The 22,309-nt window shown below is 63.1% G+C and carries 22 protein-coding genes, 1 tRNA gene and 1 pseudogene; 18 read left to right on the top strand and 6 right to left on the bottom strand.

What is annotated here, in order from left to right; genetic code table 11:
• Positions 1-106: 106 nt before the first annotated feature.
• Positions 107-664 (top strand): acyltransferase, encoded by a 558-nt coding sequence (locus tag FJ958_RS32440; RefSeq protein ID WP_140745168.1) that lies wholly within the window; start codon positions 107-109, stop codon positions 662-664.
• Between the two features lie 82 nt (positions 665-746).
• Here FJ958_RS32440 and FJ958_RS21165 read toward each other — a convergent pair whose 3' ends face one another.
• Positions 747-2,027, bottom strand: a complete 1,281-nt coding sequence (locus tag FJ958_RS21165) for an O-antigen ligase (RefSeq protein ID WP_140745166.1) — start codon at positions 2,025-2,027, stop codon at positions 747-749.
• A 358-nt stretch (positions 2,028-2,385) separates the two neighbouring features.
• On the opposite strand from FJ958_RS21165, the gene FJ958_RS21160 reads away from it, so the two are divergent.
• The 5 genes from FJ958_RS21160 to FJ958_RS32065 all read left to right on the top strand — a co-directional run bounded on the left by FJ958_RS21160 (position 2,386) and on the right by FJ958_RS32065 (position 8,018).
• Entirely contained in the window at positions 2,386-3,138 is a 753-nt protein-coding gene (locus tag FJ958_RS21160) for an SDR family NAD(P)-dependent oxidoreductase (protein WP_140745164.1), read from the top strand.
• Between the two features lie 102 nt (positions 3,139-3,240).
• Positions 3,241-4,686 (top strand): glycosyl hydrolase, encoded by a 1,446-nt coding sequence (locus tag FJ958_RS21155; protein WP_246679681.1) that lies wholly within the window; start codon positions 3,241-3,243, stop codon positions 4,684-4,686.
• Positions 4,679-6,028, top strand: coding sequence for a glucoamylase family protein (locus FJ958_RS21150; protein ID WP_140745160.1), 1,350 nt, complete (start codon positions 4,679-4,681; stop codon positions 6,026-6,028). Before FJ958_RS21155 ends, FJ958_RS21150 begins: the two co-directional genes overlap by 8 nt.
• Positions 6,018-7,547, top strand: coding sequence for a mercuric reductase (locus FJ958_RS21145; protein WP_140745158.1), 1,530 nt, complete (start codon positions 6,018-6,020; stop codon positions 7,545-7,547). Before FJ958_RS21150 ends, FJ958_RS21145 begins: the two co-directional genes overlap by 11 nt.
• A gap of 126 nt (positions 7,548-7,673) precedes the next feature.
• Positions 7,674-8,018, top strand: a complete 345-nt coding sequence (locus FJ958_RS32065; RefSeq protein ID WP_246679679.1) for a hypothetical protein — start codon at positions 7,674-7,676, stop codon at positions 8,016-8,018.
• Positions 8,019-8,163: 145 nt separating this feature from the next.
• On the opposite strand, the gene FJ958_RS21135 is transcribed toward FJ958_RS32065, so the two are convergent.
• Complete coding sequence (locus FJ958_RS21135) at positions 8,164-8,739, bottom strand: DUF1349 domain-containing protein (RefSeq protein WP_140745156.1); 576 nt, start codon at positions 8,737-8,739, stop codon at positions 8,164-8,166.
• Between the two features lie 55 nt (positions 8,740-8,794).
• Positions 8,795-10,234, bottom strand: coding sequence for an aldehyde dehydrogenase family protein (locus FJ958_RS21130; RefSeq protein WP_140745154.1), 1,440 nt, complete (start codon positions 10,232-10,234; stop codon positions 8,795-8,797).
• 275 nt (positions 10,235-10,509) lie between these two features.
• Here FJ958_RS21130 and FJ958_RS21125 point away from each other — a divergent pair, with 275 nt between their 5' ends.
• The 6 genes from FJ958_RS21125 to FJ958_RS21100 all read left to right on the top strand — a co-directional run bounded on the left by FJ958_RS21125 (position 10,510) and on the right by FJ958_RS21100 (position 16,736).
• Positions 10,510-11,169: a TetR/AcrR family transcriptional regulator gene (locus tag FJ958_RS21125; protein ID WP_181176459.1), complete on the top strand. Its 660-nt coding sequence runs from the start codon at positions 10,510-10,512 to the stop codon at positions 11,167-11,169.
• A 209-nt stretch (positions 11,170-11,378) separates the two neighbouring features.
• Positions 11,379-11,720: a glycine cleavage T C-terminal barrel domain-containing protein gene (locus FJ958_RS21120; protein ID WP_246679678.1), complete on the top strand. Its 342-nt coding sequence runs from the start codon at positions 11,379-11,381 to the stop codon at positions 11,718-11,720.
• On the top strand, positions 11,717-12,970 hold the full coding sequence (locus tag FJ958_RS21115) for a sarcosine oxidase subunit beta (protein WP_140745150.1): 1,254 nt from the start codon (positions 11,717-11,719) through the stop codon (positions 12,968-12,970). Before FJ958_RS21120 ends, FJ958_RS21115 begins: the two co-directional genes overlap by 4 nt.
• A 70-nt stretch (positions 12,971-13,040) precedes the next feature.
• Positions 13,041-13,307, top strand: coding sequence for a sarcosine oxidase subunit delta (locus tag FJ958_RS21110; RefSeq protein ID WP_140745148.1), 267 nt, complete (start codon positions 13,041-13,043; stop codon positions 13,305-13,307).
• Entirely contained in the window at positions 13,304-16,183 is a 2,880-nt protein-coding gene (locus FJ958_RS21105; protein ID WP_140745147.1) for a sarcosine oxidase subunit alpha family protein, read from the top strand. The genes FJ958_RS21110 and FJ958_RS21105 overlap by 4 nt, the downstream gene beginning before the upstream one ends.
• Positions 16,176-16,736, top strand: coding sequence for a hypothetical protein (locus FJ958_RS21100; RefSeq protein ID WP_140745145.1), 561 nt, complete (start codon positions 16,176-16,178; stop codon positions 16,734-16,736). The genes FJ958_RS21105 and FJ958_RS21100 overlap by 8 nt, the downstream gene beginning before the upstream one ends.
• Here the strand turns inward: FJ958_RS21100 and FJ958_RS21095 are convergent.
• Positions 16,726-17,211 carry a hypothetical protein gene (locus FJ958_RS21095; RefSeq protein ID WP_140745143.1) on the bottom strand — a complete coding sequence of 162 codons (486 nt, stop codon included), beginning with the start codon at positions 17,209-17,211 and terminating at the stop codon, positions 16,726-16,728. The genes FJ958_RS21100 and FJ958_RS21095 overlap by 11 nt on opposite strands.
• Positions 17,212-17,443: 232 nt before the next feature.
• Here FJ958_RS21095 and FJ958_RS21090 point away from each other — a divergent pair, with 232 nt between their 5' ends.
• From FJ958_RS21090 to FJ958_RS21070, 5 genes and pseudogenes are all read left to right on the top strand, one after another.
• Positions 17,444-18,118: a GntR family transcriptional regulator gene (locus FJ958_RS21090; protein ID WP_140745142.1), complete on the top strand. Its 675-nt coding sequence runs from the start codon at positions 17,444-17,446 to the stop codon at positions 18,116-18,118.
• Positions 18,119-18,145: 27 nt separating this feature from the next.
• Positions 18,146-18,315 (top strand): annotated as a pseudogene (locus FJ958_RS32060) (L-rhamnose mutarotase); the annotation flags it as partial.
• Between the two features lie 281 nt (positions 18,316-18,596).
• Entirely contained in the window at positions 18,597-19,298 is a 702-nt protein-coding gene (locus tag FJ958_RS21080; RefSeq protein WP_140745140.1) for a Crp/Fnr family transcriptional regulator, read from the top strand.
• A gap of 84 nt (positions 19,299-19,382) precedes the next feature.
• Positions 19,383-19,628 carry a hypothetical protein gene (locus FJ958_RS21075; protein WP_140745138.1) on the top strand — a complete coding sequence of 82 codons (246 nt, stop codon included), beginning with the start codon at positions 19,383-19,385 and terminating at the stop codon, positions 19,626-19,628.
• Positions 19,629-19,635: 7 nt separating this feature from the next.
• Positions 19,636-19,863, top strand: a complete 228-nt coding sequence (locus tag FJ958_RS21070) for a hypothetical protein (protein WP_140745136.1) — start codon at positions 19,636-19,638, stop codon at positions 19,861-19,863.
• A 202-nt stretch (positions 19,864-20,065) separates the two neighbouring features.
• Here the strand turns inward: FJ958_RS21070 and FJ958_RS21065 are convergent.
• Together FJ958_RS21065 and FJ958_RS21060 are read right to left on the bottom strand one after the other, a co-directional pair.
• Positions 20,066-20,141, bottom strand: a tRNA-Ala gene (locus tag FJ958_RS21065).
• A 172-nt stretch (positions 20,142-20,313) separates the two neighbouring features.
• A complete protein-coding gene (locus FJ958_RS21060) occupies positions 20,314-20,700 on the bottom strand; it encodes a TIGR02300 family protein (protein ID WP_140745134.1) in 387 nt (128 codons plus the stop codon).
• Positions 20,701-20,906: 206 nt separating this feature from the next.
• Here FJ958_RS21060 and aroA point away from each other — a divergent pair, with 206 nt between their 5' ends.
• On the top strand, positions 20,907-22,265 hold the full coding sequence (gene aroA / locus FJ958_RS21055; RefSeq protein WP_140745133.1) for a 3-phosphoshikimate 1-carboxyvinyltransferase: 1,359 nt from the start codon (positions 20,907-20,909) through the stop codon (positions 22,263-22,265).
• Positions 22,266-22,309: the final 44 nt, after the last annotated feature.

The following is a 22,309-nucleotide window of genomic DNA, read 5'->3' as shown; positions in this document are numbered from 1 at the left end:
CCGTCCTGCAAAGGCTGTTCGTTCCATTGCATTCACCTGGCTGCGGAGGGCAGCCTGATGTCTCTGTCCGCATGACGATCAATGCGGCTCGGAAGGGGGTGTCGTCGTGAATATCTATCGTGTCCGAAGGTTTATCAAAGGTAGGATCTTTACCTTCCTTTGGCGCACCAGGGGCATAAAAATAGCCGATCGCGTTTCGGTACTCGGCGTCTCGCCGCATATAGCGGGAAAAGGCGCTATCGAGCTCGGTTCCCTGGTTTCATTCCGGGGTTTTGGATCCCGTTCCTGGTTCCATGTGCTCGGTAATGCAAGACTGTCCATCGGCTCCAGGTCATTCATAAACAGCGGTGTGATGATCGACGTTTCGACAGCGGTGAGCATCGGGAAAAACTGCCTTGTCGGCGATTGCGTCGTCATTCAAGATTCGAACTATCACGAGATCGATGAAGGCGCCGGCGTCAAAACGAAAGCCGTCATGATCGGCGACAATGTGTGGATCGGCCGCAATTCGATAATTCTGCCTGGAGTTGAAATCGGCGACCATAGCGTGGTTGGAGCCGGGTCCGTGGTCACCAAAAGTGTCCCTCCGCGCAGCCTGGTTGCCGGAAATCCCGCTCGAATAATTCGCGAGATAGCGGCGTCCCCGGGATACGTGCGCTTTTAGAGCAATTCCAGGAAAAGTGCGTAGCGGTTTTTCCGTCCGGAATTGCGCAATAACAAAGACTTAGAGCGGGCGCTGAGCCGCTCTAGGCCATTTGGTCAGCCCTGTGCCGGTTTTGCTCTTCGGCAGGCCCAACTGGAACCCGCCGACGCTGCATGACCGGCACCGGCACGAGCTTGAAGAAGCTGTAGTACAGCAGAAACGACCCCATGATGTAGGGATTGAGAATGTCGACCTCGACGAAGGAACGGATCAGGAGCAGCACCATCACACCGGCCAGCACCACAGGCTCGGGCTGCCATGTCCTGAGAACCACGGCCGCGAGGTGACCAAAGAGCGTGCGCAGGATAATCAGCGAGATCATCACCGCGCCGACAAAGCCGAGCTCAACCAGGGCTTCGATATAGGTATTGTGGAAATGGAACCCGCTGCGGGCGGTGATGTAGAACTCATTCCACAGCCGCTCGGCCTCGGCGAAGCCCTGCACCCAATAGGCGGCATAGCCGACGCCGAGGATGGGCGATTTCTGCACGGCGTTCCAGCCCTGCTCCCACAGATAGGTCCGCCCGGTTAGCGTCGAATCCTTGCCGAAGATGCCAAGCACGAAGTCCATGAGTCCGAAATTCAAGGCGACAATGGCAACCACCACGATCAGTCCGGCGCTGACCAGGACAATCACCCGGCGGTAGCGCCGCGACAAAAGCTTGCTCATGGCAAGAAGCGCCACCAGCGCCAGAACCGCCGGTATCGAGGCCATCGAGGTGGCGGAATGCGAAACGACCAGCACGTAGGCCGACAACAGCACGACAGGCACCGTCAAGATGAAGCTCAGCCGGCCGCGCCGCAGAAAGGCAAGGAACACCACGGAGAAATAGATGCCGAGCGAACCGACGAAGCCGATCTGGTTCTTGGAGGCAAAGGCGCCGACGAAGTTATAGGTGCCGTCGAGGACGTCCTCGGAATAGGCCCCGACCTTCAGCGAATAAAGCAGGACGACGAATATCCCGATCAATGCACCTATGGTCAGGGTCCGGACGCTGACTGTGCGCGCCGCCACGTAGGCACAGGCGATATGAGAAAAATACTGGATAGCCGTCCTCGCGGTTACGCCGGGCGCCTGCGACCAGAAGACGGAGGAGCAGATATAGGCGGCGAACAGCAGCGGCAGCCAGGCGCTGGACAGCTGCCGCAGGAACCGCCGGTAGTCGACCAGGATGAGCGGAAGCCAGACGGCGTAGTAGGCCAGGATCATCACCTGACCGAAAATGACGGAGTAGGAAAATGCCCAAGTGGAAACCGCTACGGCAAAACCGCCGTAGACGGAGTTCTTCTGGGGATCGACCAGCAGGGACTTTGGAATCTTCATCTCAGAGTCCCGTCGACGCTACGCGGGGCGGGCAATCCACAAGCCAGCCGGCATATCCGTAAACAGGGGCGTACAATAAACGGCGTCTCCATTGTGCAGTGCAATATAATCTATCGCACCCTGTGCTCAATGGCAAATCCGGTCACCTTGTCTTACAGCGGAACGATCGACGAGATCAGCCGGTTGCCCCGCGATACCCATCTGCGGGCCACCACTTCGGGGTTGCTCCCGAGCATTGGCCCAGACGATCGGCCTGCATGCCGGCTTGAACTTGCCTGGCGGCAACCTCACAGTCACCTGGAGGTCAGACGGCCGATCGCGGCCGATACCGTCGGTCACGGACAGGGGAAGAGATCGCATGCCTATGAGTTTCGCGGGACGGTTCGCTGGCCGGTCGGCTGTCATCACTGGCGGCGCCTCGGGCATCGGCCTAGCCGTTGCGCAAAGGATCGTCGACGAGGGCGGACGCGTCAGCGTCTGGGATCGTGATCCGGCCCAGATCGATCAGGCGAAAACCGTTATTCCCGACCTGCATGGGGTGACGTTGGACGTTGCCGATGCGGCCGGTGTGGAGGCCGCTGCACGGTCGACTATGGAAGCGCTTGGCGGCGTCGATATCCTGGTCACCAGCGCGGCCATCACCGGGCCGAACATGACGACCTGGGCCTATTCGGTCGAGGATTGGCAGAGGGTCATCGACATCAACATCAACGGCGTCTTCTACTGCAACAAAGCGCTCGTGCCGCACATGCTCGAGCGCAATTATGGCCGCGTCGTCAACATCGCCTCGATCGCCGGCAAGGAAGGCAATCCCAACGCTTCCGCCTACAGCACGTCGAAGGCGGCGGTGATCGGCCTGACCAAGTCGCTCGGCAAGGAACTGGCCAAGACCAAGGTGACGGTCAATTGCGTGACGCCGGCGGCCGTGCGCACCGCGATCTTCAAGCAGATGAGCCAGGAGCACATCGACTTCATGCTGTCCAAGATACCGATGGCGCGCTTCGGCGAGGTCGACGAGGTGGCGGCGCTGATCTGCTGGATCGCCTCGGAGGAGTGTTCATTCACCACGGCTGCCGTCTTCGACGTGTCCGGCGGCCGCGCCACCTACTGACGGCGACAACAAATCCGCGTGACAAGGCAACGAATGGAGCCTGGCCGACGTATATAGTCGGCAATGCAAGGCGTGCGATCGGCAAATATTCGTGACTGTTCCGTGGGCGTGGCCTTTCGCTGCGATGTCGGCGTCCAAGGCGAAGACTTCCCGCACTTCTGGGAACATACGGTCGGCAGCGGCCATGCGACGCTGGCGTTGCGCGCGGACTGGCAGGCCCAGATGCGCCGGGCGCATGACGAACTCGGCTTTCGCCATGTCCGTTTTCACGGGCTGCTCGATGACGACATGGGCACGTTCATCGACCAGGATGACCAGCCGCTCTATTCGTTCTTCAATGCCGACCAGATCTTCGATTTCCTGCTGTCGATCGGCATGCGGCCCTTTGTCGAGCTGAGTTTCATGCCGACAATGCTGTCGTCCTCCGGACAGATCATCTTCCGCTACCGCGCCAATGTCAGCGCGCCGAAGGATTACGGCCAATGGTCGACGCTGATTTCGAAACTCGTCGCCCATTGGATCGATCGCTACGGCCTGGACGAAGTGCGGCAATGGTTCTTCGAAGTCTGGAACGAACCCAATCTCGAAGCGTTCGGCAGCGGCAGACTGGAAGATTATTTCAAGCTATATGCCTATACGGCAAAGGCGATCAAATCCGTGGACACCAAGTTGAATGTCGGCGGACCGGCTACCGCGGACAACGCCTGGATCGATGACTTCGTCGCATACTGTGACCAGAACAGCCTTCCGGCCGATTTCATCAGCACGCACCATTATCCCACCGATGCCTTCGGTAAACCTGGCGATGACACCGAAATCCAGCTTTCGGAAAGCATCAGGAGCGCGTTGCGCGATGAGGCTCGCACCGCTCGCCTGCAAGCGGGCGACCGGCCCCTCTACTATACCGAATGGTGCACCTCCTCGAATCCACGCGATTCGATGCATGACGAGCCCTATGCCGCCACTTTCATCGTCAAGACGGTGATGGAGGCGAGAGGATTGGTTCAAGGGTACAGCTACTGGACCTTTTCCGATATTTTCGAGGAAAACTATTTTCCTTCGGTGCCCTTTCATGGTGGCTTCGGGTTGATGAATCTTCACGGGATTGCCAAACCGGCCTACCGTGCCTTTGAAATGCTGCATCAACTTGGAACGGAAATTCTGTACATGGAGGGACCCCACCCAACCGTTGATAGCTGGTGCGTCCGTGACGGGAATTCGCTGACCGTGCTGATCTCCAACTTTGCCCTGCCACGGCATCCGATCGCCAACGAGACCGTCCATGTCGAACTCAGGAATGCGCCGCGGCCCACAGCGGCAACCGTTCGGCGGATCGATGCGGAAAATGCCAACGCCAAGGCGCTGTGGGTAACAATGGGACGACCCGATTATCTGGGCGCGGCAGCGGTCGAGCAGTTGCGTGCGTCCTCGGTAATGCAAGAACGGCGGCAACCAGTTGCCTGGCACGACCGCACCCTTGGATTCGACGTGGCCGTTCCCCCCCTGGGAGTCGCGGCCATCAGGCTGGAGTTCGCATCTCTTGCTTAGAGCCGATCCCGCCACGCTGTCCGACGACGAGCTTCTGGAGCGCTACCAGCGCGCCGCCTTCGGCTATTTCCTGGAGAATGTGAACCCCGACAACGGGCTGGTCGCCGATACGTCGCGGCCGAACTGGCCGGCCAGCATCGCCGTCGTCGGCTTCGCGCTGTCCTGCTATCCGATCGGCGTCGAGCGCGGCTGGATGACACGCGAGGCGGCGGTGGAATTGACGCTGGCCGCGCTGCGTTTCTTCTTGGCCAGTCCGCAAGGCGGCGGCGAGGACGTCACTGGCCACAAGGGTTTTTACTACCATTTTCTCGACATGCGGACCGGGCTGCGTGTCTGGCGCTGCGAGCTGTCGATGGTGGACACCGCCTTGCTGATGGCCGGCATACTGGTGGCGGGCGCCTATTTCCGCGGCGACAATGCACGGGAAGCCGAAATCCGGCACCTGGCCGAAGCGCTCTACCGGCGCGTCGACTGGCGGTGGGCGCAAGGCAGCAGCCCGACCCTGCGGCAAGGCTGGAAGCCGAAGAGCGGCTTTCTCCACTATGGCTGGGAAGGCTACAACGAGGCGATCGTCCTCTATGTGCTGTCGATGGCCTCACCCGACAGACCGGCCTCCGACGACAGTTACGAGGCCTGGACGGCGACCTACCAGTGGGAAAACATCTACGGCCATGACGTGCTTTATGGCGGGCCGCTGTTCATGCACCAGTTCTCGCATGCCTGGATCGATTTCGCCGGCATCCGCGACGCCTTCATGCGCGAGAAGGACTCGGACTATTTCGAAAACAGCCGCCGCTCGACCTACCTTCACCGTGACTATGCCCGCCACAACCCATATGGCTTCGATGGCTATGGCGAGAACCTGTGGGGCCTTTCGGCTGGGGACGGGCCGGGTGGCTTCCGCGCCAGCGTGGAGCGGCGTACGCACCGGTTTTCCGGCTATGCCGCCCGCGGCGCGCCTTTCGGTCCGGATGACGGGACGATCGCGCCATGGTCCTATCCGGCGTCGCTGCCTTTCGCGCCTGATATCTGCCTGGCTGCGCTGCGCCATCTCGCCGATCGCTACCCGCAGGTGATCGACGATTACCGGCTGCCGAGCGGCTTCAATCCGACATTGGCCAACCGGCGAAGATTCGGCGGCGATGGCTGGGTGTCCGAAGGCCATTACGGGCTCGACCAGGGCATCGTGGTGATGATGATCGAGAACCACCGCTCGCGTCTGATCTGGGACTTGATGCGGTGCAATCCGCACATCCGCCGCGGCTTGGGCAAAGCGGGCTTCACGGGCGGCTGGCTGTCGCAACCGACAGGGCCCGCGGCAGGGGGCGGCGATGTCGCGTGAACGGACATGGGCCGCCGCCTTTCCTGTCGACCGCAATGACGTCGAACTGATCCGCGGCGCGCATCCGCCGCGCTGGAAGAACCCGGAGCCGGACGGCCCCTACAATCTCGTCGTCATCGGCGCCGGGCCGGCAGGGCTGACAGCGGCGCGTGACGCCGCGAGCCTTGGCGCGAAGGTTGCCCTGATCGAGCGCGGGCTGATCGGCGGTGCGTGCATCAATGTCGGCTGCATCCCGTCGAAGTCGATCATCCGCACCGCCAGGCTCTATGCCGATATGCGCGATGCCGAGAGCTTCGGCGGTGATGCGCCACGACGTCTTCATGTCGACTTCGACCGGGCCATGACGCGGATGCGGCAGATCCGGCAGCGGATCAGCCGCGCCGATTCGGCCGAGACCATCGCGGCCGAAGGCATCGACCTCTATTTCGGCGAAGCGCGGTTTGGCGGGCCGGACACGGCGGTGGTCGCCGGCAAGAGGCTGCATTTCAGGAAGGCATTGGTCGCGACGGGCGCGCATCCGAGCGGGCCGGCGATTCCGGGGCTCGCCGAGGCCGGTTATCTCGACAACGAGAGCATGTTCAACCTTACGGAATGCCCCCAGCGGCTCCTGGTCATCGGCGGCGGGCCGCTTGGCTGCGAGACCGCGCAGGCCTTCCGCCTGCTCGGCGCCAAGGTCATCCTGGCGCAAAGCGATCCGATGTTCCTGCCCGGCGAGGAACGCGACGCCGCGCAAATCCTGTCGGACGCCTTGGCGCGCGAGGGGATCGAGGTCCGGCTCAACACCGAAGTGGTGGCGGTGCGCGGGGAAGGCGGCAGGAAGCTCGCCGACCTGGTGCGGGACGGCGACACGACCACGATCTCCGTCGACGAGATCATCACCGGCGTCGGCCGTTCGCCCAATGTCGATGGTCTCGGACTGGAAGAGGCCGATGTGGCGTATGACGCCAGCGGCATCAGGGTGGACGACTATCTGAGAACCACGAATCCGCACATCTACGCGGCGGGCGACGTCTGCCTCGAATACAAATTCACCCATACCGCCGAGGCGACGGCGCGTATCGTCGTACGCAATGCGCTCTTTCGCGGGCGCGAAAGACTGAGTGAGCTTGTCGTTCCCTGGTGTACCTATACCGATCCGGAGATCGCCCATGTCGGTCTCTATCCCGCGGAGGCGCGCCTGAACGGCATTCCGGTCAAGACCTATACGGTGCTGATGCATGATGTCGCCCGTGCCGTGATGGACGGCGAGGAGGAAGGCTTCGTCAAGATCCATGTCAGGGAGGGATCCGACCGTATCCTGGGGGCGACCGTCGTCGCCAGCCATGCCGGCGAGATGATCAATGCGGTGACGCTCGCCATCAGGTCGGGTATGGGATTGCATGCCCTGGCCGATGTCATCCATCCCTTCCCGACACAGGCGCAAGGCATCAAGATGGCGGGCGACGCCTACCGGCGAACCCGGCTCACCTCCTTGCGCAGGCGCCTCGCGGCGCGCTGGCTGGCATGGTCCAGGCGATGACCGCAAGCGGCGCAGCGGCCTTTCTTCATTGACGAGGATTCATGCTATTGGGCAGCCCTGCTTGCCCGAGCCGACGGGGTGACGACCCCTACCCCGGTGCTCCTCTACCACCATGACGAAGAGAGAATGGCGCGACGGTTTGTGCGGGCTCCGCGGGCGACGTTTCTCGCGATCACGCTTGAACTGGAAAAGCTCGCCGGTTCAGGCATTGCCAGGGACGTTCTGCAGGGGAGGAAAGCCTGGAACGCACAGCGGATTTCAAGGCAGCTTCTCAAGCACAAGCGATACAGGGATGTGATGAGCATGATGCGTGCGGTCCGCGCTCACAAGAGCCTGAGCCGGAGCTGGAAGACATTGCAATATCGTATCCGTATTCATGCCGGAGCCATAATGGAACGGCCCGGCGGAACCATGCTCCTGGTCGACGCCGCCTCGCATCGCGGCGGCCTTCGCTTCCCCGAAATTCCCTAACCGCGACCTGATCGAGACCGAAGCCTTCGGCGTGCTTGCCAATGATCCTGGCGTCAGACCAGTCGGCCTGCCGAAACTGGAAATCCTGCACGTGCCGTGGTGATGCGTCGGCCTGCTGTAGCTTCCGCCTGAGATGCTCCAGGCATCAGTCGTGCAATTCCCGAGAAATCGGCGGGCCGACCGAAAATCCGGAGAATGTGACCTCGAAACCCTCGCGCTGCGGTGAACAGCACATCATGCCGACATCGACCGTCTTCGAGATCGGGAAATAGGCGAGCCGCACCGGCTTCCAGTGCCGGTCCGAAGCGTCGAGATACTGGACGCGGATCGCTTCGCCATGGCGGGTCAGGCGGATCCTGACGCCATTCGGGCCGGCGGGAATGGCGACCAGCGACCAGTCCGATGTGTCGTTGGTGACGACAACCGAGAAGTAGGCGAGACCGTCGGTGTATTCGATTCCGGCCTTGATCCAGTGCGTTTCGCTCAGCCGGATCATCAGTCCGGCCTGGTCGTAAAGTACCTTGTAGTCGCCTTTGACGGTGACCTCGGCGGTGAAATCGCCCTCGACCGACCGATACAGGAAGTGGCCGTTATCGCGCCAGAAACCGTAGAAGGTCTCACGCCAGAAGTCGGTCTCTTTGCCGGTGCGAACCTGGACGATGTTGCCGTCCAGGGCATGATGCGGTGGCGGGTTGAGCCAGGTCAGGTCCTGCAACGTCATTGCCTCGTGCCGATTCCCTAGTGAACGCCCGCCGGCCCCGATGGCCGGCATCCAATCAGCCTGCAAATGTATAGGCGGTCTTCACCGTGGTGTAGAACTCCATGGCGTAGCGGCCCTGTTCGCGCGGACCGTAGCTCGAGCCCTTGCGGCCGCCGAAGGGAACATGGAAGTCGACGCCCGCCGTCGGCAGGTTGACCATCACCATGCCGGCTTCCGAATTGCGCTTGAAGTGGGTGGCGTGCTTGAGGCTCGATGTGCAGATGCCCGAGGTCAGCCCGAAGGGCGTGTCGTTGGCGACTGCCAACGCCTCGTCATAGTCTTTGACCCTGATGACGCTGGCGACAGGCCCGAAAATCTCCTCGCGCGAGCTGCGCATGGCGTTGGTGGCGTTGGTCAGCAGCGCCGGCCGCAGATAGAAGCCGGGCGTCTTGCGGTCGAGCCTTTCGCCGCCGAAGGCGAGCGTAGCGCCTTCCCTGACGCCGATGGCGATGTAATCCTCGTCCTGCTCCAGCTGCGTTGCGTCGACGATCGGACCGATCTGGGTCTGCGCGTCGAGCGCATCGCCGACGACCAGCCTGTCCATCCGCTCCTTCAGCGCGTCGACGAAACGGTCATGGATGGCATCCGTCACGATCAGCCTGGACGAGGCGGTGCAGCGCTGGCCGGTCGAGAAGAAGGCGCCGTTGAGCGCGCAGTCGACGGCAACCGCAAGATCGGCATCGTCCAGCACCACCAGCGGGTTCTTGCCGCCCATTTCGAGCTGGAACTTGCGCATGTGCTCGACGCTTGCCGCTGCGACGCGCTTGCCGGTGCCGACCGAACCGGTGAAGGTGATGGCGTTGACATCGGGGCTGTCGAGCATCGCCTGGCCGACCACCGAGCCCTTGCCCATGACGAGGTTGAGCACGCCCTTGGGCAGACCGGCGCGATGCAGGATATCGACGATAGACCAGGCGCTCTCGGGCACGAGTTCGGCCGGCTTGAAGACGATGGTGTTGCCATGGGCCAGCGCCGGAGCGATCTTCCAGGCCGGAATGGCGATGGGGAAATTCCACGGCGTGATGATGCCGACCACGCCGACCGCCTCGCGCGTGATCTCGACGCCGACGCCCGGCCGCACGCTCGGCACCATCTCTCCCGACAGGCGCAACGTTTCGCCGGCAAAGAAATCGAATATCTGGGCCGCGCGAATGGTCTCGCCGATGCCTTCGGCCAGCGTCTTGCCTTCCTCGCGCGCCAGGTTGCGGCCGATCTCGTCCTTGCGCGCCATGATCTCGTCGGACGCCTTCTTCAGCACCGCATGGCGCGCCAGCGGGCCGGAGCGGGACCAAGCGGGAAAGGCCGCCTTGGCCGCCGCGATCGCCTGGGCCGCCTGTTCCACGCCCGCCGAGGCGTATTCGCCGACGACATCGCCGGTATCCGAGGGGTTGATGTTGCGGGAGCCGGCGTTGCCGACCCATTCACCATCAATGAGGTTCTTTCGAAACTGAGCCATGTCCTCGTCTTTCCTGCTGGTTGGCCGCGCGGCGGCATCTTTCTGAACTGGTATTTGCCAGACAATTGCTCAGGGGGAAAGCACGTACTGGCCGGGCCGCCGCGACAAAAACCCCCGGGCCTACCGCTGCGTCAATAGGATGGCGGCGGCAGCGCCCCATCGACAGCCAGCCCGGTTGATATCCCCGCAGCCGTCACGTCAGCTCAATCGATTGCCCTGTACAGAGATGTCCATAGCCTTGATTTGCCTGATCCGGCATGTCATGCGTCATACCGATGGCAGCCATCGAAACGACGATCCAGCGCGCCGGCGCCACCGGCAACATCAAGGCCACTCGTGAAGACTGGCTGAAGCTGGCGCTTGAAACGTTGATTTCGGATGGCGTCGAACGCGTCCGCGTGCTGACGCTTGGCCAGCAGCTCGACGTCTCGCGTTCCAGCTTCTACTGGTATTTCAAGAGCCGGCAGGACCTGCTCGACCAATTGCTGGACTACTGGAAGCAGACCAACACCCGGTTCATCGTCGAGCGCGCCGGGCGGCCATCCGCCACCGTCATCCGTGGGGTGATGAGCATTTTCGAATGCTGGGTGGACGAAAAGCTGTTCGACCCCCGGCTCGATTTCGCGATCAGGGCCTGGGCGCGCCGGTCCCCCGCCACAAGGCGCGCGCTCGACGAGGCCGACGAAGAACGCGTCAATGCGATACGCGACATGTTCATGCGCCATGGCTATGATGAAGAAGACGCGTTCGTACGCGCCCGCGTGCTCTACTTCATGCAGATCGGCTATTACTCGCTGGAACTTGACGAGCCGATGAGCAGCCGCCTGATGCATCTCGCGTCCTATCTGCGCAGCTTCACCGGCCAGGAACCGACCGCCGAGGATGTCGAGGATTTTTCGCGCTATGTCGAAAAGACGCTTTCCGGCAAACGCTAGACGGGGCACCGGCTGCCCGGCTCGGCAGCTTTCCCGGCGATAGGCGTGCTCCATATCCACACACCAGCCTCCTCCGGCCCGGTTCTCGCGGTGCACTGGACACATATGTACAACAGAGATAGGGTGCACAGCCGCAACAGGGTGGAGTGCGACAGGATGAAATCGGAGGTGGCCCTGGAAAAGAACCAGCCAGCGCCAGGCGAACGCTGGTGACGCTCGAAACCGACGCTGAGGATGCGTATGCCAGCGGCTACGAACCGGTCTGGAACAAGGGCAAGCTTGCCGGCTTCGTCACCTCCGGCGGCTACGGCCATACGGTCGGCAAGAGCCTTGCCATGGCGCTTGTCGGTCGCGATCGCGCCGATGCCGATACTCAGTTGACAACCCATATCGTCGGCGTCGAAAGAGGTGCGCGTCATCGCTTCGTCGCCTTACGATCCTCTCGGCAAGGCGATGCGGGCGCGACCGATCGAACCGGTGACGTCCATACAGAAGACCATGCAATGATCCACGCCCCCTTCCCCAAATCAGGCCTGGCCGGCACGCCATGACCCGACGCTATTCCGCCCTATCGCTGTTCAAGGAGGGCCTCGCCGGCCAGACCGGCTGGAAGCAGGCGTGGCGCTCGCCCGAGCCGAAGCCGTCTTACGACGCGATCGTCATCGGTGGCGGCGGCCATGGGCTGGCGACGGCCTATTACCTAGCCAAGAACAACGGCATCGCCCGGGTGGCTGTCCTTGAAAAAGGCTGGATCGGCGGCGGCAACACCGGCCGCAACACAACAGTGGTGCGCTCCAACTATTATTATCCCGAAAGTGTCGAGCTCTACGGGCTGGCGCACCGGCTTTATGAGGGCCTGTCGAAAGACCTGAACTATAACGTCATGCTATCGCAGCGCGGCATGGTCAATCTCTGCCACTCGACGGCCGAGATGGAGGTGGGCGCGCGCACCGTCAACGCCATGCAGATCAACGGCATCGATGCGGAGCTGTTTTCGCCCGAGGATGTGCGGCGCGTGGCGCCGATCTACAATTTCTCTCCAGACGCACGCTTCCCGGTGTTCGGTGGCATCTGGCAAGGCCGCGCAGGAACGGCGCGCCATGACGCGGTCGCCTGGGGTTATGCGCGGGCGGCGAGCCGGCTCGGCGTCGACATTATCCAGAACTGCGAAATCACCGATTTCATCATCGAGGGCGGCCGCTGCCGTGGCGTCCGGACGACGCGCGGGGCGATCTGCGCCGACCGCATCGGCATGGCGGTGGCCGGCCATTCCTCGGTGCTGGCGGCCAAGGCCGGCTTCCGTCTGCCGATCAATTCCTACGCGCTGCAGGCCTGCGTCTCCGAACCGGTGAAGCCGATCCTGGACACAGTGGTGCTGTCGCCCGGCACCGGCGTCTATGTCAGCCAGTCGGACAAGGGCGAGATCGTCATTGGCGGCGGGCTCGACCGCATCCCTTCCTATGCGCAGCGCGGCAATTTGCCGACACTGGAGACGGTGATCGCAGGATTGCTGGAGATGTTCCCGATCTTCGGCCAGCTGAAGCTGATGCGGCAATGGGCCGGCATTGTCGACGTCGTGCCGGACTCCTCGCCGATCATCGGTGAATCGCCGCTGCCCAATCTGTTCCTCAATTGCGGCTGGGGCACGGGCGGCTTCAAGGCCATTCCCGCCGGCGGCACGCTGCTGGCGAACCTGCTGGCGACCGGCAAGCACAACGACATCAGTCGTCCGTTCGACCTCGATCGCTTTGCCAGCGGGCGGCTGATCGACGAAGCGGCCGGCTCCGGCATCGCACATTGATGCATGTCGCCCAAAAGTGTGCAGCGGTTTTGGGACGACGACATGCATAAAGACGAAGATTGAGGCAATCATGCAGCTCTTCCCTTGCCCGTTCTGCGGTCCGCGCGACGAGACGGAATTCCACTATGGCGGCGATGCCGGCAATGTCCGGCCGGACGGAGCCGACGTGCCGATCGAGCGCTGGGCCGACTACCTCTATCTGCACGGCAACCCTAAGGGCACGGCACGTGAAATCTGGGTGCACATGAGTTGCGGCGAGTTCTTCGTCATGGAACGTGACACGGTCACGCACGAGGTGCTGTCCTCGACCGCTCTTGGCGGGGAGCACGCGGCGTGACCGCGTCGCGTCTCACCGTCGGCGGCAGCGCCATCGACCGGTCGCGCCCGATCCGCTTCAGCTTCGACGGCACAAACGTTGAGGGCTTTGCCGGCGACACCATCGCCTCGGCGTTAATGGCCAACGACGTCGCGGTTGTCGGCCGCTCCTTCAAATACCACCGGCCGCGCGGCATCTGGGGTGCCGGGGTCGAGGAACCGAACGCGCTGGTCGATGTCGGCGGCCCACGTGCGACCCCTAATACGCGCGCCACGACCGAGCCGGCGCGCGACGGGATGGTGGCCAAAAGCGTCAACGCGACGCCCAGTGCGCTCGCCGACCGCAACGCCTTCCTCGACCGCTTCTCGCGCTTCATTCCGGCGGCGTTCTACTACAAGACCTTCATGTGGCCGGACTGGCACATGTTCGAGCCGCGCATTCGCGCCATGGCTGGGCTGGGCGAAGTGGACAAGGGCTGGACCTCGCCGGGCTCGGCCGACCAGATCAACCATCATTGCGACGTGTTGGTGGTGGGTGCCGGGCCGGCCGGATTGGCGGCGGCAAAGGCGGCGGCCGGCGCCGGCCTCTCGATCACGCTGGTCGACGACCAGCAGAAGCCGGGCGGATCGCTCGGCCACCGCGCCGGCGAGATCGACGGCAAACCGGCTGCCGTCTGGACCGACGAGACGATTGCCGAGCTTGCCGCCGGGGGCCACCTGATCCTGCCTTCGACCACCGCTTTTGGAATCTACGACCACAATCTGGTCGGGCTGAACCAGCGTCATTTCGACGGCCGGCGCGACACGCTGTGGCGGGTGCGGCCGCGCCAGATCGTGCTGGCGACGGGTGCCATCGAGCGGCCTTTGCCGTTTGCCGACAACGACCTGCCGTGCATCCTGTCGGCGGATGCGGCGCTCGCCTATCTCAGGCGCCATGCGGTGGTGGTCGGCCGGCGCATCGTCGTCGCCACCAACAATGACAGCGCGTATGAAGTGGCGGAGGCCGTCGCCGAGGCCGGCGCCGACGTCACGCTGGTCGACATCAGGCGTGATGGCATGCCAGCCACCAAGGTGCGGCTGGTCAAGGGGCGATCGCTTGCCGCCGCCAATGGCAAGCTGCGCGTCGAGGGCGTGACGCTGGACGACGGCACCAGGCTCGATGCCGACTGCGTGCTGGTCTCAGGCGGCTGGACGCCGACCATTCATCTGTTTGGCCAGGCCAAGGGCAAGCTTGCCTGGAGCGAGGCGCGTGCCGCCTTCCTGCCGGGCGACCCCGTTGACGGTATTGCCGTTGCCGGCGCCGCGGCTGGCGCGGTTTCGCTGTCGGAGGTGTTCGCAGGCTCGCAGAACGCTGTTGCATCGCTCGGCCAACGGATGGCCCAGATGCCGCGCAGCACCGGACCGGAGGCGACCGGCGGCATCGTTGCCGCCTGGCCGGTGCCCGGCTCGAAGGGGCGCATCTGGATCGACTACCAGAACGATGTGACGGTAAAGGACGTCGAGCTGGCGGCGCGCGAAAACTTCGTCTCGGTCGAACATCTGAAGCGCTACACCACGCTCGGCATGGCGACCGACCAGGGCAAGACCTCCAACCTCCCCGGCCTGGCGCTGATGGCAGGCATCACCGGCCGCACGGTGCCGGAGGTCGGCACCACCACCTACCGTCCGCCCTTCACGCCGGTGCCGCTGGCGAGCTTTGCCGGCGCGCGCGCCGGCGAGTTGATGGCGCCGGTGCGCCGGCTGCCGCTGGAAAACATCCATCGTGCCGATGGCGCCGTGTTCCAGGAATATGGCGGTTGGCTGCGGCCTGCCCATTATGGCGGCCGCGATGCCGATGCGGACCGCACGATCCAGGATGAGGCGCGGCGTGCGCGCCAGTCGGTCGCGCTGTTCGACGGCTCGACGCTCGGCAAGATCGAGGTGATCGGACCGCGGGCGGCCGAATTCGTGGATTTCCTCTACTACAACACCATGTCGACGCTGAAGCCGGGCCATTGCCGCTACGGCTTCATGCTGTCGGAAAACGGCGTGGTGTTCGACGACGGCGTGCTGGTGCGGCTGGACGAGCATCGCTTCGTCGTGTCGTGCTCGTCCTCGCATGTCACCGCGGTGCATGCGCGGCTGGAGGAATGGCGCCAGGACCGCTTTGGCCGCGGCGCCGTCTATATCCACAACGCCACGGCGGAAATGGCAACGCTGACCGTCTCCGGTCCGAATGCGCGGAAGCTGCTTGAAACCCTGGATTTCGGCCTTTCGCTCGACGATGCGGACCTGCCGCATATGGCGATAGGCCATGGCAACTATGGCGGCGACGAGATCCGCATCGCCCGCGTCAGCTTCACCGGCGACAGGAGCTACGAGATTTCGATCCGCGCGGACCGCGCCGAACCGCTTTGGGCGCATCTGCGTCAGGCCGGCCAGCCGTTCGATGCCGCTGTCATCGGACTCGAAGCGCTGATGATCCTGCGCGCCGAAAAAGGATTCATCGTCATCGGCAAGGACACTGACGGGACCACGTTGCCGCATGATCTCGGCGTCGAGGGCCCACGCGCCAAACGCCAGACCGAATTTGTCGGCCGCCGCTCGCTGTTCACCGAGGAGGCTTCGCGCGACAACCGGCTGCAGCTTGTCGGCCTGACGGTGCCGCAGGGCGATGCGCCGCTGCCAACCGGCGCGCATGGCATCAAACGGAGCGGCGGAAGGCTGCGCAGCCAGGGGTTTGTCACATCGAGCTACCAGAGTCCGGCGCTTGGCCGGCCCGTCGCGCTTGGCCTGATCGAACGCGGCGCGGCACGCCACGGCGAGGCGATCGAAATCCAGCATCTCGGGAAGGTCAGCACGGCGACGATTGCCGCCCCTTGCGCCTTCGACCCGGCAGGAGACCGGCTGCATGCGTGATCTCGCGGAGAAATGGTCTGTTGCTCCAGACTGGCGGACTGCCACGATCGAAGTCCCGGGGCTCCAAATAAGCCCGATCACCGGACTGCACCAACGCTTGGTCAGCGGTGACCTTGCCGCATGGGCCGAGGCCTCAGGGTTCGAGGGAACGGCCGCCGGTGCATTCGGCCTGGCAGAGGACACACGCTATTCGGTCCGACTGGCGCGCGACCGGCTGCTCGTCGTGTCAAGCAACCCGCTCCCCATCCCGGCGGGTTGGCACGGCGAGGGTTTCGCGGTGACGACGATCAGCGCCGGCTTGCAGGTGTTCGAGGTCGAGGGCCCGGCTCTCGATGCCTTCATCGCACGCGGGACGACGCTCGATCCTCGCCAGCCAAGCGCCAGTGCGGCGCTTTCCCTCGCCGGCGTCAGCGCCATCGTGTATCGCCATGACAACAGGCTGCGCATCCATGTCGAGCGCGGTCTCGCAGCCTATCTCTGGACATGGATGGAGCAGGCCGCGGGTCACATCGCGGCCGGAAATCAGCCAGCGACGATCGCGCTCAGAGCGTGAAGGACCAGAACAGGCAGGCGAGCGTCGTGACGGCGAAGACGACGAAAAACAGGCTGCGCAACAGCACGTTGCGGCGCAGCTCGTTCATGACGAAGTGGCAGCCGACGACGGCTACGGCAAACAGGAACCGCCAGTTCAGCAGCGCCAGCATCACGCTGCCCTGGCCGAAGGCCCATCGGGCGAGAAGGCCGCCGACGATGGCGGCGAGCAGCACGATCACGGTCCAGAAGATGGCGTCGGCGGCGTGGGTGAGAACGATGCTCGCCGCCCTGATCGGCAGGATCATCATCAGCAGCGCGCTGAAGAAATAGACCGCGGCAAGCGGGATGAATGTTCCCGCGTCGGCGACACCGTCGAGCCGCTTCACGCCGGTCACGCCATAGGGATAGCCGTGCCGGGCCACGGCCAGGCTCAGCGCCATGAGCAAGGCGGTCAGCACGGTGACGAGTGCGAAGGTCGTGAGGGCTTTGCTCATGAGGTTCCTGCCACGGACGAATCAAACAGGAACTGATGTAGCCGACGGTCGTAAATTGCGCGTAAGCGAAGTCGCGGTGACGCGGATTCCTACCCCGGCGCAAAGGGCGCCGCGGACAGGCTGCTCCGCAGCGATCCTGCCCGTGGAGCGGTTGGAGCGCGCATTGAATGCATCCCTATCTCCATTCTAATATAATCCGACCATTTCCGGTGAACGACGCTACGGATTTGCCATGGACCTGGACCCTTCGACCCTCAATCGGGCTCTGCCGCTCCGCGATCAGATCTATCAGAAGATCCGCAACCTGATCGTCGTCGGACAGATGAAACCCGGGGAGGTGATCAACGAGGTGGCGATCGCCGAGGCCCTCGGTGTCTCGCGCACGCCGGTGCGGGAAGCCGTCAAGCGCATCAGCGACGAGGGCCTCGTCAAGATCCTGGCACAGACGGGCACCTATGTCGCACCGATCAGCCGCGCCGACCTGGAAGAGGCCTATGTCATCCGCCGGGCGCTGGAGATGGAAAGCGCCAGGCGCGCGGCGGTGAAGCTCACCCCGGCAGCCGCCGAACTGCTGGAGGACAACATGGCGGCGCACAAGCTCGCAATATCGCGCGGCCGGTACGCCACCGCGATCCAGCTAGACGACGTCTTTCACCGCACCATCGCGGAGATCTGCGGCCTGCCGATGATCTGGCGAGCCGTCGACATCTCCAAGGCGCAGATGGACCGCGGCCGCTATCTCGCCATTCCGAAACCAGGCTTTGGCGAACAGACGATCGAGCAGCACGAAGCTATCCTCGGCGCACTGAAGCGACATGACGCCGAGGGCGCCGCGCAGGCAATGGAACGCCATCTGGAGACATCGTTCCGCAACACGCTCGAAGTCGCGGCCGACCTTCTCGGCTGAAACCCCGCACCCCGACACGACCAGCACATGCGCAGAATGGGACTTTGTATCGGCCTGAAGGCCGAGGCGATCGCGCAAATACAAGCGCGTCCATGCCCGAAGTCTGGCTGGAAGTGCTCGCCATCATCAGCCGCGCCAACATCCGCTACTTGTCAATCTTCCTGTGCGAGCCGGAAAGCCTTCTCTTCGCCTACTGGAATATCACGGCGATGATTTCGCCCAGGATGCCGCGCGGATGGGTCAATCGGCGGCCATGCGCTCAAGCCGCCGCAGGGCGTGCGTTTCCGGCGGCTTGGCGAAGGAAACGAAGCTTGTGATCCAATCGCCTTCCCGCGGAGAGACACCGTTGCGCCGGCGCACCACCACAAGTGTTTGCCAGCGGGGCCTCCAAGGCCTATGCTGTCGCATCGGCCGCCAGTCACTCGGATGCCGCCGACAGTGAGAGGGTACTTGCTCTTGCCCGGAACGGGGAAGGAGCATGTCCCAATCCCAAATACGCAATCATGTTTTGAGAACATTGGCGCCTGAGGATTTCGCAACGATCCTGCCGTCGATACGTCAGGTCGAACTGGGCCTCAAAAGCCCGCTGGAAACCGCTTATCAGCCGATCCAGCACGTGTATTTCCCCGAGACAGGTATCGCGTCGGTCGTCGCCACCATGTTCGGAGGGCGTCAAGGCGAGGTTGGCATTGTCGGCCACGATGGCATGACCGGGGTTACGGTCGTTCTCGGCCAGGACCGGTCTCCCAATGACACTTATATCCAGGTCGCCGGCAATGGCTGGTGCCTGCCGGTTGAAAGTCTTCGCGCGCTTCTTGCGAGCAGCCAGAGCTTTCGCGAGTCCCTGCTTCGCTATGCCAACGCATTCCTTGTCCAGGCGTCCCGAACAGCGGTGGTCAACGGTCACTCGAAGATAGAGGAGCGATTGGCCCGCTGGTTGCTCATGGTTCATGACCGCTGTGAAGGAAACAAGATCTACCTGACGCACGAGTTTCTGGCGACCATGCTCGGCGCGCGGAGGCCGGGCGTTACCACGGCCCTGCAAATGCTTGAATATCGGGGACTGGTTCACGCCAAGCGCGGCGAGATCACGATTGTCGACCGCATAGGCATGATAAAACTCACACACGGTGCATATGGCGAGGAGGAACAGCGCCACTTCGCCCAGTCACCCGCCTGATTTGTCCGCAATCGGACAGACGCTTGCAGATCGCTGAATGTTGTCCGTAAATTGCGTTGGATCGGCTTCAGGGAGGAACTCTTGATGACCAACACGTTCCACACCATCACGGTTGAAAAGGCGGCCGAAGCCTACGTGCTTTCCAGAGGCAGGGCGCGGTTCCTGTCCATTGCCCAGGCGATCCGAGCCATCCGAACACTGATGCCGGCGTGCAAGGCCACCGACAGAGAGTTGGAAGACATGCTCGCGGCGGCATGCATCGTTCACGACGTGCCCGTCGCCTTCGACGCGACACCAGCCGATGGCGCAACAACACGGCTCCATTCATAGGCCGCAGATGCCCGCACTTGCGCAGACGACGGCTCCAGCGGACATTCGCCAAGAGATTGTCCGCTACCTGATCGACAATGTCGACAGCCCCAGCGTCTCGGTATCGGAGGTTATTCATGCCGTGAGGAAGAGGTTTCCGCTGTGCGAGCTCACGGATTGGGAACTTGGCGACCACATAGCGCGAAGCGCGATCGACGCGGGGTTTGCTGTCGAGTTCGGCGCGGACGCTGCCTGATGGCGCAAGCTTAGCCGCCGCGATTTGCTGAATGGGAGCCCGATCGGGAGCGCGCAACCGAAAGCAACAGACGCTACCGCGAAGCTGGAGACATCACGCCGGGCGAGGCGTGAAATTCTCCGCATCGTGCGCCACCACCGTAGGCCGCATTTCCGTGTAAGAGCTTGAGATCAGAGGGTTTCCTTGAAACCCTGGAAGGGACTGGTGGAGCCAATCGGAATCGAACCGACGACCTCTTGAATGCCATTCAAGCGCTCTCCCAACTGAGCTATGGCCCCACATCCGGCAGTCAACCGGCACCGTTTCCGGTGAAGAGATCCGGCGCGGGTGGAACACCGCGCCGTTAGTGCAGGCGGCTTCTAACCCCGCCTTTCCCAGATATCAAGCCTTCATGGACGGCTTTTTGTTCACAGGCTGAGAAAGCGTGCAAACACCTGCATCGCTGGCCGATCAGACCTCGTCGTCGTCATCGCCAACGCCGATCATGTCGGCAACGTCGTCGTCCTCTTCCTCTTCGTCGGCAAGGAATGTGTCATCCTCGTCGTCGCCCAGGTCGACATCCTCGTCATCGCCGAGATCGGGAAGATCGTCGCCCTTGGCGTCATCGTCGGCCTCTTCGAGCGAGACGACTTCGACGCCTTCTTCGTCCTCGGCGTCCACTTCCTTCTCGGCCACTTCCTCTTCCTCCTCGAGGGCGGCGACCTTGCCTTCCTCGAAATAGGAACGCGGATAGGTCTTGCCCGTATAGGGCGAGACGATCGGGTCCTTGTTCAGGTCGTAGAATTTTCGGCCCGTTTCAGGGTCGATACGTTTTGTGCCAAGTTCGGTTTTTGCCACGGCAAGCCTCGTGAATAAAAGAGTGGTCCCCTTAACCACAGTTTGCGGCGCTGTCAAAGCCAAAAGCCGGCGTCACAAAACCATGCATTGAAAGGCCTCGCGCCAAGTGACGCCCATGGGGATGACCATTTCGCCCCGCCGTGATACGAGACCGCCGCAACAAATGAAAAGCGCCGGCATGCCGGCATTCCGTCCAGGGAAATTCCATGTCTCACGCCGTCGCTGCCAAGCCGGCCACCGCCCGCAAATCATCCGCCCTTTCCGGCACCGCGCGTGTGCCGGGCGACAAGTCGATCTCGCACCGTTCCTTCATGTTCGGGGGCCTCGCCTCCGGCGAAACCCGCATCACCGGCCTGCTGGAAGGCGAGGACGTGATGCGCACCGGCGCGGCCATGAGGGCGATGGGCGCGCATATAGAAAAGCGCGGCGCCGAATGGGTGATCCGCGGCACGGGCAACGGCGCGCTGCTGCAGCCGGAAGGGCCGCTCGATTTCGGCAATGCCGGCACCGGCTCGCGGCTGACCATGGGCCTCGTCGGCACCTACGACATGGAAACGACCTTCATCGGCGACGCCTCGCTGTCGGGCCGGCCGATGGGCCGCGTGCTCGAGCCGTTGCGCCAGATGGGCGTGCAGGTGCTGAAGGCGACACCGGGCGACCGCATGCCGATCACGCTGCACGGGCCGAAGCATGCAGCCCCGATCACCTACCGCGTGCCGATGGCCTCGGCGCAGGTGAAGTCGGCGGTGCTGCTCGCCGGCCTCAACACGCCGGGAATCACCACCGTCGTCGAACCGGTGATGACGCGTGACCATACTGAAAAGATGCTGAAGGGATTTGGCGCCAACCTGTCGGTCGAGACGGACGAACGCGGTGTGCGCCACATCTTCATCGAAGGCCAGGGCAAGCTGACCGGCCAGACGATCGCCGTGCCGGGCGACCCGTCCTCGGCCGGCTTCCCGCTTGTGGCGGCGCTGATCGTACCGGGTTCAGACATCATGATCGAAAACGTGCTGATGAACCCGACCCGCACCGGACTGCTGCTGACACTGCAGGAAATGGGCGGCAAGATCGACATTTTGAACCCGCGCAATGCCGGCGGCGAGGATGTCGCGGACCTGCGCGTGCGTTACTCGGAGTTGAAGGGCGTCATTGTGCCGCCCGAGCGGGCACCGTCGATGATCGACGAGTATCCGGTGTTGGCCGTCGCCGCGAGCTTCGCCGAGGGCGAGACGCTGATGCCGGGGCTGGAAGAATTGCGGGTGAAGGAGTCCGACCGGCTGTCGGCCGTCGCCAACGGGCTCAAGCTCAACGGCGTCAACTGCACCGAGGGCGAGGCTTCGCTTGCCGTGCGCGGCAAGCCCGGCGGCAAGGGGCTGGGCGGCCATCCCAACGGCAGGGATACGACCGTGCAGACCCATCTCGACCACCGCATCGCCATGAGTTTTCTGGTGATGGGATTGGCGACGGACAAGCCTGTCACCATCGACGATGCCAATATGATTGCAACGAGCTTTCCGGAGTTCATGGGGCTGATGAAGGGGCTGGGCGCGGAGATTTCCTAACCCTCAGATTGCATCAAATTTCGAGATCGACTCAATCGTTCTTT

The sequence above is a fragment of the Mesorhizobium sp. B2-3-5 genome (genome assembly GCF_006442395.1).
In the GTDB taxonomy this organism is placed as follows: Bacteria; Pseudomonadota; Alphaproteobacteria; order Rhizobiales; family Rhizobiaceae; genus Mesorhizobium.
This window is presented reverse-complemented; position numbering and strand designations above follow the sequence as displayed.

Coding starts and splice junctions, on each gene's coding strand:
- FJ958_RS21070 (WP_140745136.1), top strand. CDS start 19,636: ATGCCCGCACTTGCGCAGACGACGGCTCCAGCGGACATTCGCCAAGAG.
- FJ958_RS21130 (WP_140745154.1), bottom strand. CDS start 10,234: ATGGCTCAGTTTCGAAAGAACCTCATTGATGGTGAATGGGTCGGCAAC.
- FJ958_RS21100 (WP_140745145.1), top strand. CDS start 16,176: ATGCGTGATCTCGCGGAGAAATGGTCTGTTGCTCCAGACTGGCGGACT.
- FJ958_RS21095 (WP_140745143.1), bottom strand. CDS start 17,211: ATGAGCAAAGCCCTCACGACCTTCGCACTCGTCACCGTGCTGACCGCC.
- FJ958_RS21080 (WP_140745140.1), top strand. CDS start 18,597: ATGTCCCAATCCCAAATACGCAATCATGTTTTGAGAACATTGGCGCCT.
- FJ958_RS21160 (WP_140745164.1), top strand. CDS start 2,386: ATGCCTATGAGTTTCGCGGGACGGTTCGCTGGCCGGTCGGCTGTCATC.
- FJ958_RS32065 (WP_246679679.1), top strand. CDS start 7,674: ATGGCGCGACGGTTTGTGCGGGCTCCGCGGGCGACGTTTCTCGCGATC.
- FJ958_RS21110 (WP_140745148.1), top strand. CDS start 13,041: ATGCAGCTCTTCCCTTGCCCGTTCTGCGGTCCGCGCGACGAGACGGAA.
- FJ958_RS21075 (WP_140745138.1), top strand. CDS start 19,383: ATGACCAACACGTTCCACACCATCACGGTTGAAAAGGCGGCCGAAGCC.
- FJ958_RS21090 (WP_140745142.1), top strand. CDS start 17,444: ATGGACCTGGACCCTTCGACCCTCAATCGGGCTCTGCCGCTCCGCGAT.
- FJ958_RS21125 (WP_181176459.1), top strand. CDS start 10,510: ATGGCAGCCATCGAAACGACGATCCAGCGCGCCGGCGCCACCGGCAAC.
- FJ958_RS21165 (WP_140745166.1), bottom strand. CDS start 2,027: ATGAAGATTCCAAAGTCCCTGCTGGTCGATCCCCAGAAGAACTCCGTC.
- FJ958_RS21115 (WP_140745150.1), top strand. CDS start 11,717: ATGACCCGACGCTATTCCGCCCTATCGCTGTTCAAGGAGGGCCTCGCC.
- aroA (WP_140745133.1), top strand. CDS start 20,907: ATGTCTCACGCCGTCGCTGCCAAGCCGGCCACCGCCCGCAAATCATCC.
- FJ958_RS21135 (WP_140745156.1), bottom strand. CDS start 8,739: ATGACGTTGCAGGACCTGACCTGGCTCAACCCGCCACCGCATCATGCC.
- FJ958_RS21145 (WP_140745158.1), top strand. CDS start 6,018: ATGTCGCGTGAACGGACATGGGCCGCCGCCTTTCCTGTCGACCGCAAT.